The sequence below is a fragment of the Blautia sp. JLR.GB0024 genome (assembly GCF_037000545.1).
Lineage (GTDB): Bacteria > Bacillota > Clostridia > Lachnospirales > Lachnospiraceae > Blautia > Blautia celeris.
This window is the reverse complement of sequence record NZ_JBANBF010000007.1, coordinates 181072-197152: the sequence shown is the minus strand read 5'-3', so window position 1 is coordinate 197152 and position 16081 is coordinate 181072. Positions and strand designations below refer to the sequence as shown.

General features: G+C 46.2%; 15 protein-coding genes. 2 read left to right on the top strand and 13 right to left on the bottom strand.

Translation table 11 applies throughout. From position 1 onward, the window contains the following. Positions 1-20 precede the first annotated feature (20 nt). The 3 genes from V8Q34_RS17060 to V8Q34_RS17050 form a co-directional block, all read right to left on the bottom strand. Positions 21-1553 carry an amidase family protein gene (locus V8Q34_RS17060; protein ID WP_227244703.1) on the bottom strand — a complete coding sequence of 511 codons (1533 nt, stop codon included), beginning with the start codon at positions 1551-1553 and terminating at the stop codon, positions 21-23. A gap of 66 nt (positions 1554-1619) precedes the next feature. Beyond that, entirely contained in the window at positions 1620-3374 is a 1755-nt protein-coding gene (locus V8Q34_RS17055; RefSeq protein ID WP_335835956.1) for a putative bifunctional diguanylate cyclase/phosphodiesterase, read from the bottom strand. Continuing rightward, on the bottom strand, positions 3371-4438 hold the full coding sequence (locus V8Q34_RS17050) for a cobalamin B12-binding domain-containing protein (protein ID WP_335835955.1): 1068 nt from the start codon (positions 4436-4438) through the stop codon (positions 3371-3373). Before V8Q34_RS17050 ends, V8Q34_RS17055 begins: the two co-directional genes overlap by 4 nt. 156 nt (positions 4439-4594) lie before the next feature. Between V8Q34_RS17050 and V8Q34_RS17045 the strand changes: the two genes are divergently transcribed. Then, positions 4595-5449, top strand: coding sequence for a MerR family transcriptional regulator (locus tag V8Q34_RS17045; RefSeq protein ID WP_227210463.1), 855 nt, complete (start codon positions 4595-4597; stop codon positions 5447-5449). Beyond that, positions 5446-6435: a serine hydrolase gene (locus V8Q34_RS17040; protein ID WP_033139498.1), complete on the top strand. Its 990-nt coding sequence runs from the start codon at positions 5446-5448 to the stop codon at positions 6433-6435. The genes V8Q34_RS17045 and V8Q34_RS17040 overlap by 4 nt, the downstream gene beginning before the upstream one ends. Before the next feature lie 81 nt (positions 6436-6516). Here the strand turns inward: V8Q34_RS17040 and V8Q34_RS17035 are convergent, their stop codons facing one another. From V8Q34_RS17035 to V8Q34_RS16990, 10 genes are all read right to left on the bottom strand, one after another. Next, entirely contained in the window at positions 6517-7185 is a 669-nt protein-coding gene (locus tag V8Q34_RS17035) for a GntR family transcriptional regulator (protein WP_103730983.1), read from the bottom strand. Between the two features lie 94 nt (positions 7186-7279). Continuing rightward, positions 7280-8269, bottom strand: a complete 990-nt coding sequence (locus V8Q34_RS17030; protein ID WP_335835954.1) for a uroporphyrinogen decarboxylase family protein — start codon at positions 8267-8269, stop codon at positions 7280-7282. A 15-nt stretch (positions 8270-8284) separates the two neighbouring features. Continuing rightward, positions 8285-9523: a lactate racemase domain-containing protein gene (locus V8Q34_RS17025; RefSeq protein ID WP_335835953.1), complete on the bottom strand. Its 1239-nt coding sequence runs from the start codon at positions 9521-9523 to the stop codon at positions 8285-8287. 29 nt (positions 9524-9552) lie between these two features. Continuing rightward, complete coding sequence (locus V8Q34_RS17020) at positions 9553-10824, bottom strand: TRAP transporter large permease (RefSeq protein WP_103730981.1); 1272 nt, start codon at positions 10822-10824, stop codon at positions 9553-9555. Between the two features lie 3 nt (positions 10825-10827). Beyond that, positions 10828-11352 carry a TRAP transporter small permease gene (locus V8Q34_RS17015; RefSeq protein ID WP_054351325.1) on the bottom strand — a complete coding sequence of 175 codons (525 nt, stop codon included), beginning with the start codon at positions 11350-11352 and terminating at the stop codon, positions 10828-10830. A gap of 29 nt (positions 11353-11381) precedes the next feature. Further along, positions 11382-12482 carry a TRAP transporter substrate-binding protein gene (locus V8Q34_RS17010; protein WP_148392691.1) on the bottom strand — a complete coding sequence of 367 codons (1101 nt, stop codon included), beginning with the start codon at positions 12480-12482 and terminating at the stop codon, positions 11382-11384. A gap of 34 nt (positions 12483-12516) precedes the next feature. Continuing rightward, positions 12517-12924 (bottom strand): aconitase X swivel domain-containing protein, encoded by a 408-nt coding sequence (locus V8Q34_RS17005; protein WP_103730979.1) that lies wholly within the window; start codon positions 12922-12924, stop codon positions 12517-12519. After that, positions 12924-14129: an aconitase X catalytic domain-containing protein gene (locus V8Q34_RS17000; protein ID WP_335835952.1), complete on the bottom strand. Its 1206-nt coding sequence runs from the start codon at positions 14127-14129 to the stop codon at positions 12924-12926. Before V8Q34_RS17000 ends, V8Q34_RS17005 begins: the two co-directional genes overlap by 1 nt. 180 nt (positions 14130-14309) lie before the next feature. Further along, a complete protein-coding gene (locus V8Q34_RS16995; protein ID WP_335835951.1) occupies positions 14310-14795 on the bottom strand; it encodes a GNAT family N-acetyltransferase in 486 nt (161 codons plus the stop codon). 2 nt (positions 14796-14797) lie between these two features. Continuing rightward, entirely contained in the window at positions 14798-15688 is an 891-nt protein-coding gene (locus tag V8Q34_RS16990; RefSeq protein ID WP_227212192.1) for an MBL fold metallo-hydrolase, read from the bottom strand. Positions 15689-16081: the final 393 nt, after the last annotated feature.

Here is a 16081-nt window from a genome sequence, read left to right as displayed (position 1 = left end):
CCCCGCGGCGGCTTTCTTCCCTAAAGTGTTAAACGTCCATTTACATGGCTCTCAAAACTATACCCCAAATTTAACAGCTTTTCATCCTCTCCCGGCCGAGCCGCAAAGGTTATTCCCTGCGGTACGTTGTTCTTATCCGCACCAAACGGTACCGTCAATTCCGGATATCCGGCCGCTGCGGGGTATGTGGAAGCCGTACTGTTCAAAAAGGCGATTCCGTCCAGATTTTTTTCCCGGAACAGTGTGTCTAATACCTGATCTGCAGTCTGAATGGATTTGCTGATCTCATCATCCGTACCCGGAGCATTTTCCGCTTCTTCCAGCCAGTCCTGCCCGTATTTGATTCTTCTCTTTGGTTCTTCTTCATTGTATCTCAGCAAATCCTTTAAAGTCTTCATGGGAAGGCCATACTCTGCCGCGTAATCCTCATAATCTTTTCGGAAGGTAAGATGGATGAGATTAAAAACAGTAACCTTACCGGCATCTAATTCCACGTCAACAGTGTCTGCCCCCAGTTCCTGCAGTTTCTTTTTTAATTCTGACAGCATCCCGGCATCGTTATATTCATATGAGACAATGCCGATGGTTTTTCCTGACAAAGCATCTTTGTCAAAATCCTGGGATATCTGTGCACCTGTCGCCCCCTCGTAAGCGATGGCGGCATCCTTCACACTTTTTGCAATGGGCCCGGCTGTATCTATTTTCCTGATCAGCGGCAAGATTCCCTCCCCTGATATGCTGTCTCTGGTGGGCTTGAATCCTACCACTGAGTTAGCGGAGGACGGGGCCACAATCGAGCCATCCGTCTCTGTACCTACGGAAACCGGAACCAGATCCGCTGTAACCGCCACCGCGCTGCCGCTGCTTGAACCGGAGGGAGATATTTTCAGCGGCCCGAATGGATTGACCGTCTGCCCTTTATTTCCGCTGTATCCGGATGGCATAACACTGGATACATAGTTTGCAAACTCAGACAGATTGTTTTTCCCTAAAATAACCGCACCATTTTCCTTCAGCTTTCTTACCAGTTCGGCATCCTCAGACGGGCAGAAAGCGGAAAATGCCTCCGCTCCGGCACTGGTCGGCATGTCAGAAGTATTGATGTTATCCTTAAGCATGACAGGGATACCGTAAATTCCGGAGGTCTCTTTCCCTGTTTCCCTGATACCGGAGTCTCTTTTTACTGCCTCCTCCATAGCATGTTCATTGATGGATATGACCGAATTATACCCCTTTTCCTTTTGATCCAGCGTTTTTATACGGTATAAGCACACCGCTGTAAGCTCCTCATAGGTGATCTGCCCTTCTTTTACAGCCTTCTGGATCTCCTCAATACTTTTTCCTACCACATACTGCTCTTTTTCTCTGATCAGGGAATCCGTATCTATGGCCTGAAGCTGTCTGTCAATGGCTTCTATGACCTTATCATTGTTGTATGCGATCCATTCCTCACCGGGCGGCGCTGTCTTTTTTATATACAGAATGACCGCTCCCACCGCTAATATGAAAAACAGTAAAACCAAACGTATTGTTATTTTAAGCTTCTTACTCATTGTTTCCTCCATTTTTATTCAGGGTACCTTAATAAATCCATATTCTTATTATATACCTTCCGGGATTTAATACTCTTTCTTTTGGCACTCCAAATGAAGAAAACGTTTCTCAAATTCATTTTCCGGCACAGGCCTCCCATAATAATATCCCTGTGCATACTGACAGCCCATCTCTTCCAAGAGCAGAGATTCTTCTTTTGTCTCCACACCTTCCGCTATGACCAGAAGATGGAGCGTATGGGCCAAGTCAATGACCGCCTGCATGATCCGGTGTCTTCGACCGGCATCTGTCCCTGTGCGCAGAAATTTAAGATCCAGCTTCAACACGTCAACCGGCAGCTCTGACAGCATATTCAAGGACGAGTATCCGCTTCCGAAATCATCCATCTCAACCACAAATCCTGTTTTTCTGAGCTGTTCCACTACCAAAAGAAGCTGCCTGGAATCTGATATGTATGCGGATTCCGTTATCTCAAGATGAAGGTTTTTCGGCTCCAGGCCGTAATCCTTTACCAGTTCAGTAAAGAGGGACGGAAGGTCTCCATGATAGATGTCCATGCGTGAAACATTTACGGCCACAGGAATATCCGCTCCTCCCATCTGCCTCCACCGCTGCATGGCAGAGCAGACCTTATGCCAGACATACAGATCCAGGGAATAGATAAATCCATTCCTTTCAAAAACAGGCAAAAAGTCAGCCGGTGACAGCAGCCCCAGCTCCGGATGTTCCCATCGCACCAGAGCCTCAGCGCCAACTACTTCCTCTGTGTTTACTCTGACCTTTGGCTGCAGATGGATCTGAAATTGTCCCTGTTCAAGCGCCTCAACCATGGTATCTAAAATCTTCTGTTCAAAAAGCATTTTTTCCCGCATGGCATTATTGTAGAAGACTATCTTTTCCGCATACATTCCCTTAATGCTGCCTGCTGCGATAAATGCCCTGTCACACATTCTTTCCACAGGAATATCCCGCTCTTCAATCTGGTAAACGCCGATTTTTACAGTGAGGCGCATAGGCAGCGGATAAGTTTTCAAAAAACAGTTAAGACTGTGTTCCAGCCTTCCATACCCCCCTTCTTCACGGGGAACCAGCACCGCAAAAAGGTCTGCCCTTATCCTTGCAAACAGAGACTTTTCGTCCACTCTGATATCCAGTAAGCAGACGGAAAGATCGCTGAGGAGCTGGTTTCCCGCAGCCGTTCCGAATGCATCATTGATAATTTTAAACCGCTCTATATCTACTGCGATTATATCAAACGCCTGTCCCGGATTCTCCTCAAGCATTACCTGTGCCCGTTCATAAAATATCTTCTCCGTGAGAAGATTGGTAACCGGATCTCTTTTAAGGATCTCAATGGTGTTTTCCGCCCTGCGCATCTCCTCAAGCGTCTCTTTCAGCAGTACATTTGCTTTTGCAAGCGCTCTCTGGGAATTGATGAGCCGGTTGTTTACCTTTTGGATTTCAAAATATGACTCCCCGTAAGGTCCTGTTCCAAGAGAAGCCAATTCATCCAGGGCAGAAAGCTGCAGCTCTGCCATCCGGGGCAGCCAGTCTGCATTTTCCATATCGTATACAGACAGAAGTACCTGTTCCCTGACAGGCTTTACTGTGACAAACACAGATAGGTGCTCTTTTCCACGAAGCTGCCTGCGGGCAGAAACCATCTGTTCTGTATCCTGCTCCAAAAGCCTGTCCAGAACCTCCCTGTCCGCAAAAATCTCCCTTGCATCCTGTCCCGGCTCTGCCAGGCTTACAGGAATGCTGCGGATTACTTTCGTAATCTTCCAGTGCAAATCACATAATGCAAGATAACCAATCATATCTCATCTGCAAATGTATCATCCGCCCACCGCACAAGTTCCCTTGCATCCCGGGCATATACATCTATCCTCCAGTTCCCCTGTATTTTACTCAAACTCTGAAACGCATTGCCTCCCACTGCGATCTTCAGGTCAGGATAACATGCTTTCAGCCTGTCAACCATCTCCTGGCACTGAACCAAATACTGAGGCATAGTCACTGAAAACGCCGCCAGATCAGGCCTGTGGTCTTGTATCTGTTTCAGGACATAAGAAATATCTGCCCCCGCTCCCAGATAGATACTGTCCCATCCATTGTATTCAAAAAGATCCGCTGTCATGCGGGCTCCCATTTCATGCAGCTCACTTCCCACGCATGCTGCCAGTACCTTTTTCTTCTTCCGCCTCTGCCGAAAAATAACAGGATACAGCTGCGCTGACGCAAGCTGGGTGGTGGATGTACAATAATGTTCCATGTCCACGGAAATCTGATGGCTGTGCCATAGCTCTCCCACCCCTCTCATGGTTTCCCCCAGGATTTCCACCAGAATATCCTCAACAGGAATTCCGGTCTGTAAAAACTCCGCTGCCACAGCGACTGCACTTTTTGTATCTGACCGCATAAGCGCATCTAAGTACCGCTGCCGCTCTTTTTCGTATTTCCCGTACCTTAACGGCTCCGGAGATTTCTCTGTCACTTCGGCGTCTGCTGCAGCCCTCTTCCCGTACCCGATAAACCTTTTCAGTTTTTTAAGCCCTGCCCCGGCAAAAATCTGCTCCGCGCCGTTTTCGACTACTGAAAAGTGGCGCAGAAGAAGGGCACGCACTCTATGTTTCGGCATATCTGCCATAACAGGACAGAGAAGCTCATAAAACCACAAAACGTAGTCCTCAAATATCTTTTTGTCATCCAACTGCACAGATGCATACAGAAAATCCACAGTAAACCCGGTATATTCCCGAAAAAGCCTTTTCTCCGGCGCACAGTACCCTTCTGCCTCTAATGCGCCGCAGGGCTGACAGGCAGATACATATTCCGCCAGTTTCCCAAACTCCGGTTCTGATTCAAACTTTAATAATCCCATCTTCTCATCTACTTTACCACATAATTTGTAACAGATTCATTATAACAAATATTGACAGAAATTTACATCTTTTCTTTTATATTCCCTGTTGACTTTGCCCTTAGGGCAAGGTGTAACATAAGGGTGATCAGAAACACGCCGCAAGGAGGATATGCTTTGTTATCAATAGGTGAATTTTCATCCATCTGCAAGGTGTCTGCCAAGACACTCCGCTACTACGCGGAAATCGGATTGATCCATCCGGAAGAAATCGATCCGGAAAACGGATATCGGTATTATTCTATCAGCCAGCTGGAAACCATGCTCTTCATCAACCGTCTGAAATCCTACCGCTTTTCTCTGGATGAGATCAAATCCATTCTTCATTCCGAAGAACTGCCGGAGGAAGCTCTCTGCCTCGCGCTTATAAAAAAGGAGCAGGACATGAAAAAACAGCTCCTGGAATATGAAAAAACCCTGGAACAGATGAATCAGGATATAGAAAACCTAAAGCAGGGAAAATCCATTATGTCCTATCTGGATACCATTGAGATCCAGCTCACGGAGGTTCCCCAAATGTATCTTCTGTCTGTCCGGAAGATGGTACGGGAAGGCGAGTATCCACAGGAATATGCAAAATGCTACGGAAGATTATTCAAAGTGATCCGGGAGAATAAACTGACAGTCACCGCGCCCCCAATGGTACTGTTCCACAGTGAGGAATTCAGTCCCTTTGGCCTGGATACCGAATTTGCCATTCCGGTTAAAGAATATGTCACAGGGACAAGGGACCACACTCCCGGTCTCTGCCTAAAAACTGTCCTGCACGGTCCCTACTCCGCGCTGCCCTCTGTCTATGCAAAGCAGCGGAGATGGGCAGAGATGGAAGGATACGAGGGAAACGGCCCGCTCTGCGAAGTGTACATCACCGACCCCTCCCAGGTCTCATCGGAAAGCGAACTGACCACGGAAATTTATTATCCCGTTAAGAAAAAGGCATCACTTCACCCAAACAGTAAGGAGAAAAAATGAATCAGGAAAAGATTACAGAACTTGAAAAAACCATCTGCAGGGATTACAGCAATACTGCAGGCATCGTTGTTTTAAAAAACGGCAGAACAGAATATGAAAACTACTTTAACGGCTGCACATCCAACTGCCGCATTCATGTTTACTCAGTCACCAAAAGCATTCTGTCCATATTGATCGGAATCGCGCTGGACCGGGGATATATCAAAAGCATTCATCAGAAGGTATTGGATTTTTTCCCGGAATACACTGTGAAGAATACTATGGACTCCATCCGGAACATTACCCTTGAAAACCTGCTCACAATGACTGCACCCTACAAATACAAATTTGCCCCCTACCTAAAATATTTTACCAGCGATGACTGGGTGAAATTCAGCCTTGAGCAATTGGGCGGCAAAGGACAGATCGGTAAATTCCGTTATGCACCGCTCATCGGGCCGGACCTTTTATCCGGTATCCTCGCAAAGACCTCGGGCTGCTCTGTCTTTGCCTTTGCATCCGAACATTTATTCTCTCCTCTGGGAATCACTGTTGAAAAAAATATTATTTTTCACAGCAAAGAGGAACAGATGGCGTTCAACAGCGCCACGGATATAAGCGGCTGGGTCTCGGATGAAGCCGGCAACAACGCAGCGGGCTGGGGGCTTACCCTGTCACCGGCTGATATGGCAAAAATAGGACAATTATATTTAAACGGCGGCATGTGGGAGGGCCGGGAAATCGTATCCAAAAGCTGGATAGACGAGAGTACAAAAGAACACAGCCGATGGAAAAAACAGGATCTTCCCTATGGATATTTATGGTGGCTATGCGATGAGAATGCGAATACTTTTGCTGCCATGGGAGACGGGGGAAATACGATCTATGTGAACAAAGAGAAAAACTTGGTGGTTTCCATCGCCGCTCTTTTTACACCAAAGGCAAAAGACAGGATTGGATTGATCAAAGAATATATTGAGCCGGTTTTTGATACCGGTTCCCTGTAAAATGAACAATGCGGTATACAATAAGGCTGTCTATGATAAATTCCTTATCATAGACAGCCTTATTTACAACAGCTCTTATGTTCAGCTTCTGAGAAGCGCCCGCATAGACCACTCCACATGATCCGCCAGCGCCTTCTCAAGCGCGTCCTCTTCTTTTTTTTCAAGAAGACGCAAAATCCTCAGATGCTGGGCCGTACTTTCCTGCATATCATTTAATGCATAGAAGGACGATATCTGGAGCCTTTTAATATTGGCATTGATGTTTGCCATAATATTTTTTACATATTGATTGTCACACTTGTCAATGATCAAATCATGAAGAGCCCAGTCCATATCCGTGAACATCTTTTTGTCCACCCGGGCCCCTGACTCATCCAGTACCCGCAGCTTCTGGAAGATTTCTTCCATCTGCCGGATTTCCTCTTTTGTTATGTTATGGATGGCAGACTTGGATGCCAATATCTCAAGAGGCTTACGGACGGCGAACAAATCTTTCGTTCCTTTCTCCGATATCTCTGTCACATAGGCTCCAATGCCGTTTTTAATCACTACCAAATCTTCACTGGCCAGTATGCGCAGCGCTTCCCGGACAGGCGTCCGACTCATTTCCAGCTCTGCCGCAATCTGGGATTCACTGAGAATCTCCCCCGGCTTAATCGCACCACTGCATATGGAATCCTTTATCTTATCATAGGCAATCTCCGTACGATTTCTGGTACTTCCTTTCTTTACAAAATTACTGACTTCCATATTTTACCACCTGCTTTTAGACTAGGATTAGTTTAGCATCATTTATACTGCTCCGTCAAGCCGCATTCCTGACGCATTTTGTAAATCCCGGTCATTAACTGTGGAAATATGCCCGGCTCCACTTTGCAATCTCATCTTTGACAATCTCATCCACTTCCGGATAAATACTGCCGTCATCACCTCCGTATGTCAGACAGGGAATGAATCCTCCTCCAGGCACGTATTCCTCACAGGCCCTTCTTACCTCCCCCCTTATGATATCCTCCTTGTGATCCGGCACATCGATCACGGATGCATCCAGTCCGCCCATGAAAGCCATTTTCCCTCTGAGGCGTTTCTGCATTTTCGGAATATTATTCTCAGGAGTAACACCCTGCCATACATCCACACCGATCTCTGCCATATCTTCTGCGATCGTCTCACAGTAACAGTCCGCGTGGTGGATGACAAGTACCCCGTTTTCTCTGAGATAACCATATATTTTTCTGTATCTCTCTTTAAAAAATGCAACCCATGTATCCCGGCTTACAAAAAGACTTTTCTTAGAACCCCAATCATCATGAAAGAGAACGGCATCAGGCCTGCAGTTTTCTACCAACATCCGGCACCAGTTCAATTTAAAATCCAAAATGCAGTCCAGAAGTTCATGCATGGCCTCCGGTTCCTCCAGCATGGCAATAAAAACGTCTTCAAATCCCATTAACGCATGGGTCTGTTCAAACAAACCGGAGGCCATCATAGCTATAGAAAGCCTGCCTTCCCCGCGTATCTTCCGGGTATCTTCCACCGCTCTACTCCAGTCCATGGGAACCTTTCTGATATCCGGTACCTTCACATATTCCCTCCATCTGCAGATATCTTTACATACCTTTGTCTTATCATTGATCAGAGGCATGGAGCCCGGTTCGTCTTCCCCCCAGTATACGGTCACTCCCCATGGATTTACTTTCGTTTTTCCCCTCTCAGCTACAGACATATATGCTGTAACAGGATCCGATATAAAAGAGAATGCCTCCCATTCATTGATCAGGGCATCCGGCTTTCCATATCGGATCGTTTCCCACAAATTTTCTTTGACCTTCATCTCGGCCTCCTCATCTCACGACTTATTTTCCAGAACCAGGCAGGGATTTTTTTCCACTTCCCCCAGAAGCGCATGGGATACCATAATTTCTTCCAGCTCGATGGTATTTTTTATCTTTACGATTCTGAGATTCTCTTTATCCGCATTTCTCAGGATTTTTACTGCGATTTTCACCGCCTCTTCCTCATCCTCGGCAATGAGTGGGATTTTACAGTCGTCCACACATTTTACCGCAATCGCATTTGCATACATAGCTTCATAATCAAGCTGCTCAAAGACTTTCCGTGTGATGATATCAAATATCCCGAGACCGATTCCGTTACCATGGGAGGCCGGGGATATATCCAGAAGTATCATCTTGTCTATCCTTGGAACCGGCAGGACAAATTCTTTAAGAATATAACTTTTCCCAAGGATATTGGGGTCAAATCCGGCTCCTGATATGTCTTTTCCGATAGCCTCAACTATGAGGATATCAATCTTCGGAATCATCAGAACCGGCATATTTTTTCTTGCTTCCCTCACCAGCTCTTTTTCCCGTCTGATCAGAATCTCCGCCGGGACAGCTTCGATCCGACAAGTCTCATCATAGGCATTTTCCAAAACGGCAACCCCAAAAACAACCGGTGCCTTCTCCAATATCAAGGATGCTGCCTCTTTTATCACTTCCCCAAATATGGAAAAATCAGCCTCATGAATCTCCGTACATCCCCTGTGGTTACCCAGACCGATGACAAGCATTTTACAGAGGCCGCTCTGTATGTCGGACACAAAATCCGTATGCAGCTTCACTCTGTTGGCCGGAATGATCACGTCCGCTTCCAAAGAGGATTTGTCAAAATATACCTTTCTTCCGCCTGAAATCTCTCCCAGACATACCACCTCTGTAGTAGTGATGATCGGTACCTGCATGGCTTCCTCCGTAATCCCATAGCCATACAGAACTTCTCTCTGTCCCTCCTCGGTTCCCCCTCCATGGCTGCCCATGGCGGAGACAATATAGGGCTTTGCGCCAAGTATTTTCAGTTCCTCCAGAATCGTTTTTATGATCAGCGGCAAATTGCGGATACCACGGCTGCCTACAGCAACTGCTGCACGCATTCCCGGTTTTATTTTATCACGTATCTCTTCCCTTTGAAACTCCTTTTGCACTGCCGCCTTGATGTCCGGCAGAGTATCTCTGCCGAACACCTGGCGTACTTTGTAAAGAGGGGGGATTTTTATATCATAATCTTCAGGCAATAATAGCGGCATTTCCAACCTCGCTTTCCTTTAGGCTTCTCCTATCCCAGGAATCCCATTGTAAACCATGGCACATAGGTGATCAGCATCAATACCACCAGAAGCGATACCAGCAGACCGCCTATCCTCTTCATCATGGCATCCATGGGAACCCCCGAAACGGCAGTTGCCATAAAAAGATTGATGCCGTACGGCGGGGTAATGAATCCGATCGCCAGGTTCATGGTGAGCATTACACCAAATGTAATAGGGCTCATCCCAATCGCTTCTACGACCGGCAGAAGAATAGGGGCCAGAATGATTGTAGCCGGAATATTGTCAATCACACATCCCACGATCAAAAGCAGAATATTGATCATAAGCAGGATCACGAATTTATTATGACTGATTCCCAGGAACAGTTCCGTCAGTCTGTTAGGGATCTGCTCAATGGTAAGGAAATAGGAAAAAGCATTGGCAAACCCCATCATAAACAGGGTAATGCCGCAAAGATTCACGATTCCCAGAAATCCTTTATACAGGCCCTTCAGGTCCATTTCTTTATACACAAACATACTGACAAAGATACAGTAGACAACCGATACCACAGATGCCTCTGTGGGAGTAAAGATACCCTTGTAGATTCCACCCAGGATAATAACCGGCATCAGCAGTGCCCAGAACCCTTCCCTGAATGCCTTCCACACCTTCTTCAGTTCCGGGCGTTTTGCGTCACCTTTCCATCCATGTTTTTTGGAGGTGATGACACAGACGATAATCATGGCAATGCCCATCATGATGCCCGGCAAGATACCTGCTGTAAACAGGTCTTTGACAGATGCATTGACAGCCACACCGTAAATGACAAGAGGCACAGAGGGCGGAATGATAACGCCTACAGAACCCGCCGCTGCCGCTAATGCTGCTGAAAAGTCTTTGTCATATCCTTTTTTCTCCATCTCCGGTATCATGAAAGAGCCGATGGCAGAGGTTGTCGCAACGGCAGAACCGGAAACAGCGCCGAAAAACATGCAGGCAATCGTGGTCACAATAGAGAGACCTCCTGTCATCCAGCCGAGAAGGCTGTCGGCAAAGTTCACGATTCTTTTGGCAATTCCGCCTGTTGCCATAAGATTTCCGGCAAGCATAAAAAACGGAACAGCCAGAAGCGTAAAGGAATCTGTACCTGACAGGGAACTTTTAATAAATACCATAGGTGAGTAATCTGTACATAAAAGAAAACTCAGTAAACCCGAGATTCCGATGGCATGTCCCACCGGAACGCTTAAAAGAAGCAGGATAAAGAAACTGCCGAACAATACTGCTATTTCCATACTCTACTCCACCCCCTTTGCCTGTGATGTCTCCTGCACAGGAAGATGTCCGAAATGTGTGATTTCATATACCACCCTGCAGGCAAGACGGACTGCCACAGCCGCTGACCCAACCGGCAGTGAAATATACACGATCCATAACGGTATCTGCAGTCCTGTGGAAGTCATACTTGTAGAGATCACGGTCTTTAGATACTGAATCCCCTGCCATATGAGAAACAGGTAGAATACAAAGATCATAAGGTTAATGACAATCTCCAGTGCCTCTCTTGGTTTTTGCTTTAATTTATTACTGAATATTTCAATCCTGATGTGGTCATTGTTTTTTGCCCCCACGCTGGCGCCAAGCCAGATCTGCCAGATAAAAATATAGCGGACCAGCTCCTCGCTCCAGCTCAGGGAATTATTAAATATGTACCTCATAATGACCTGAATAAAAACAAGCGCCACCATCAGGATCAAGGAATAAACGAGAAAGTATTCTTCGATTTTATTCCATATGGTAACAAGAACTTTAGCCTTCTTCAAAAAACTTCCCCCTTTTGCTGCCGTCCGGTCTACTTGTTAAACTCCTGTGCAATGTCAAAAATTTCGTTCCCCAGTTTTTCTTTATATTCTTCATACATGGGCTCTACCGCTTCTTTGAATTTTTCACGGTTTTCATCTGTGATCTTTGTCACCTCCATGCCTGCATCCTCAAGCTGTTTCAGGTAGGATTCATACATTTCGAGGCTCTCTTTTGTGACAAGCTCAGACTGCTGTTTAATCCCTTCGTCAATAATTTTCTTATAGGCATCCGGCAGACCGTTGTACCACTCTTCGCTCATGGCAAGGCAGCCGATGGATATGGTATGTTCCAGATTGCTGTAATATTTCTGCACCTCATAATATTGTGAAGTATAAGTCAGTGACGGGTCATTGTCCTGTCCGTCCACGGTCTTGTTCTGAAGTGCTGTAAACAGCTCTGAGAAACTCATCGGTGTGGGATTTGCTCCCATAAGCGTAAAGGCTGTAATATATACAGGGCTCTCCATAACACGGATTTTAAGACCTTTCATATCATCCGGCGATTCTACCGGGCGCACACTGTTGCTTAACCCTCTGTAACCTCCAAAATAATAAGTATCGCCGATGCGGATTCCAGTGCCCTGCAGCATTTTGTCAAATTCATCACCCAGCTTACCTTCGTTCACTGCCTTTAATTCGGACTCATAGTCATCAAACAAAAACGGCATATCCAGAATACCAAATTTCTCATCATATGTGGTCAGTACAGAGATAGCAGGATTACAGACCTGGATCGTATTCATGGCACAGCCCTCCAGCATCTCCGTATCTCCTCCCAGCGCTCCGTTGGGATAATGGTCCACTTTAATCTTTCCCCCTGACGCTTTCTCCACATATTCTATAAACTTAGCTTCCCCGTCCGCCTGTGTGGTACCGCTTTCGGGTCCTATACTGGCAAACTTTATGGTGATAGGGTCCAGCCCGTCAAGCTCTGCATCCGCCTCCTGGCTCTCCTCCTGCCGGCCTTCTTCTTTTTGCTCCTGTTTTGTGTCAGATGCCCCCTCTTTCTTCTCATCACTGCCGGAGCTGCCGCATCCGTAGAGAGTGGTAACACAAAGTGCACAAGCCAATAAAACCGCTAATCTTTTCATTCTTTATCCTCCTTGCGCATCCCGCGCGGAAACATTAATCTAAGATTTCTATTACACCTGCATCGGCATTGATCCGAATGTGATCCCCTGATTTTACTGTTTCATAGAACGCTTCATCCACCTTATCCACCATGGGGATATCCATAATGATGGCGCTGGAAACAAGAACGGTTTCCGGGTATCTGATGATCATCCCTTTCGGCGCATTGTCCTTTTTGTTAAGCTGAAAAAGACCGTCTGCCTGAACTACGGAGCTGCCTTTACCACTTGGGAAGATCAAGATCTTTTTCGCTATACTCTGCCCTTCCAGTGCATGGGCCGGCTCAATGACTTTACCCGTGTCCGGCTCGATGAGATAAAACATGATATTATCACCTGATACCAAGGCTTCCCCTTCTACAATCCCCTCTGAAATTTTATGACATCTGAATTTCTTTTCCATCAGACCACCTCCCCGTTCAGTGCTGCATCAATACATGTGTCCAAATCACGTATAACGAAATTGATTCCTCTGCGTTTGGGATAATAAGCACACTTTGGTGATTCCGTAACGCCTGTCTTTCCCTGTAAATGTTTCCAGCAGGGCTGATCAGGACAGGAATCCGGTACGATATACCCACCGGCGTTCTCGATCACCTCTGTAATACCCATCCTGTCAGCCAATTCCTTTACATGATAGGATGTGAGAATCCACATCTCTTTTTTCAGTTTCTTTCCCTGTAATCTTCCGGCGATATGCTTCGCCTGTTCCAATGTAAAATGGGGACATCCGAACATTGCGAAATCAATTTCCCTGTTTCCTTCTGCTGAAATTTCCTCCAAAATCTCCTCTAAATCTTCATTGGTAATAGTCACTGTGCGCTCCGGTTCCTTTCCCCCAAAAGCCTGTTCCAAAGTCCGGGCTTCCGGTGTACAGCCGACAATATGGTACATGCCATAAGCACCGGAAGTATTGAGCTGGGCTCCCAGATTGGTCAGTGCTTCCTTCCCTATGTGTTTCGGAAGCCCGGTAAATACGGGAATCCCGCTTCCAATCTTTCGTCCGCAGTATCCGAGAAGATGATACTCAAAATCAGATTTCATGTCTGCCTTAACTTCCACCAGAATATTTCCCTTTCTGTTCTCATCAAGAAGCAGGCCGTACTCCGGCACAAAGCCCGTGATGGCTGCGCATAACGCACTGTTTGCTCCTTCCCGGTTGCTTCTAGCTCCCCACACGGAATTCACATAGGGTGTCGCACTGGATTCCGAGAAAGCTACAATCTCTCCGAAATTAGGGACATTCGTTGCAACATAGGGAGTGCAGTTATATGTCAGAGTCGCACCTAACCCCTTGTATGCGTTATGTGTCCTCTGCATAAAATCAGCATCCTCCTCTGACACCATATTCCGCTCCTGAAAGAACGAAATACAGAACCCCGGGTTCACTGTCGGTGAGACTCTGCAGTATGCTCCCGCATTCAGCAGCTTCTCCGCGAACCACAAATCTGCGTCCTGATTGGACAGAGCTACATGTGCCCTTGTTATAGGCACCATCCGGGGCGCATCAAAGGATTCTCCGATTGCCACCTGGATTTTCATTGCGTATGCTGTACCTTCCCCATACTTACCGTCCAGCATATTCTGTTGTTCCTGCGTTAACTCCATAATATTCCTCCTCCCGCATATCACCTGTATACAGTTATTATATTTCTTGTATTCAATATTGTCAATCACTTTTCCGACGTTTTTCGACATTTTTTCGACGTGCTTATGATTTATGAAAACAAAAAGGACTGCCGTGGTGGTACGGCAGCCCTCTGGGCCATGATAAAAGTAACTGTTTTTCTATTTTACGGATAACTGCTTCAGCGTATCACCGGCAATACGGTAAACGGTCCAGTCTTCCATTGGCTCCGCTCCCAATGATAAATAGAAGTCGATGCTTGGTTTATTCCAGTCCAGGCACCACCATTCCAGGCGCCCGCAGCCTCTCTCCACTGCAATTTGAGCCAGTTTTTTCAATATGCCCTTTCCATATCCATTTCCCCGGTATTTTGGCTTTACATATAAATCTTCCAGATAAAGCCCCGCACGCCCCAAAAAGGTGGAAAAATTATGAAAGAACAGCGCAAATCCTATCTCTTCCTTATCTACCACTGCAAAAATCACTTCCGCTTTCTTTTTATCAAATATCCACTCCTCCAAAACCGCTTCTGTGGCGATCACCTCATGTTCCATCTTTTCATAAGCGGCAAGCTCTTTTATAAACTTCAGTATAAGAGCTGTGTCTTTTCTTTCCGCGTATCTGAACTTCAGATGTTTTTCCGACATGGTTACCCTTCCTCCCGAATTTTTTTCCACAACAGACTGTTGTTCTCAATGTATCCCTCTATTTTTCCGCTGTCTTTCAAATAAGATAAATAAGAACGGACTGTACTTCCTACCAGCACATACTGCTCATAGGTCATGGTAATCTGATAATCGGAAAAGAGCCTTTGCAGCAATGCTTCAAATGTGATTGGCTCCCGGCAGATCTCTGTGATATGATCTGCAATCTCCAGAACCTTCTTCCTGTTGCATTCTGCCAGCGGACGGATATCTTTTACAGGCTCTGCATGAGACGGAACAAATATCTCCGCCTGCATAGCCGCTACTCGTTCCAGTGTATTTAAGTACGCTTCCACATCATAAATAAAAGTGAGCTGATATTTCTCCAGAGCAGCTGCACTGCTTAGGCAGTCAGCGAGAAACACTGTCTGGTCCGGAGTTCTGAACCCTACCATATCAAGGAAATGCCCCGGCAGAGGAATCACTTCTATCTCCTTTGGAAAGCCGCTGTCTGTCAGCTCTTTCGCTTCGCTGGGAGCTGCCATCAAAAATTTATGCCTTAAATCCTGAAAGGGATATCCGCCATACAGAAGCGCCGGCTCCAGCTGCGGGTATTTTGTGAAGGCAGCCTCCATCCCATTTGCAAATATGTCACAGCCGTACTGCTGCTGAAGATAACGGTTGCCGCCGATATGGTCTGCATTGGAATGTGTGTTTAGGATAGCTTTCAATGACCAGCCGTTCTGCTCCAGAATTTTACGGATTTTTCTCCCTGCATCCTTGTCATTGCCGCTGTCGATCAGATAAACCTCCTGATCATTTGCCAGATAGATCCCGATTTTTGCCGGACTCTGGATATAATAACTCCGCTCTCCGATCTGTATCAGTTCATACATAATAAAATACCACTGTTACCGTTCACCCCGCATACACCAGCGCACTTTGCATTCCGGCAGCGGCATAGAGAACGGTAATACACTCCTTTCACTCATATTTCGGATAAAAAATCATGCTGTATATATTACATTTACGATCCTTAGGATTATATAAAATATAGCATACATATTTTCTGTCTGCAATAAAACAATCCCCTGAAGAACGCTGGTCATACTCCGGTCCGGATTTACTTTCTTCAGCGAAAATATGGTCCTGCTTTTGCATAAAGGCGGCATATAAAACAAAAGTCCCCCTCCCATCTTTCAAATTGGTTGTAAAAAATTAAGTTCAATTGGTGGTTGATGCCCCACCAATCCTTGTATATAATACAAATTGGACCAAACCAATTGGAG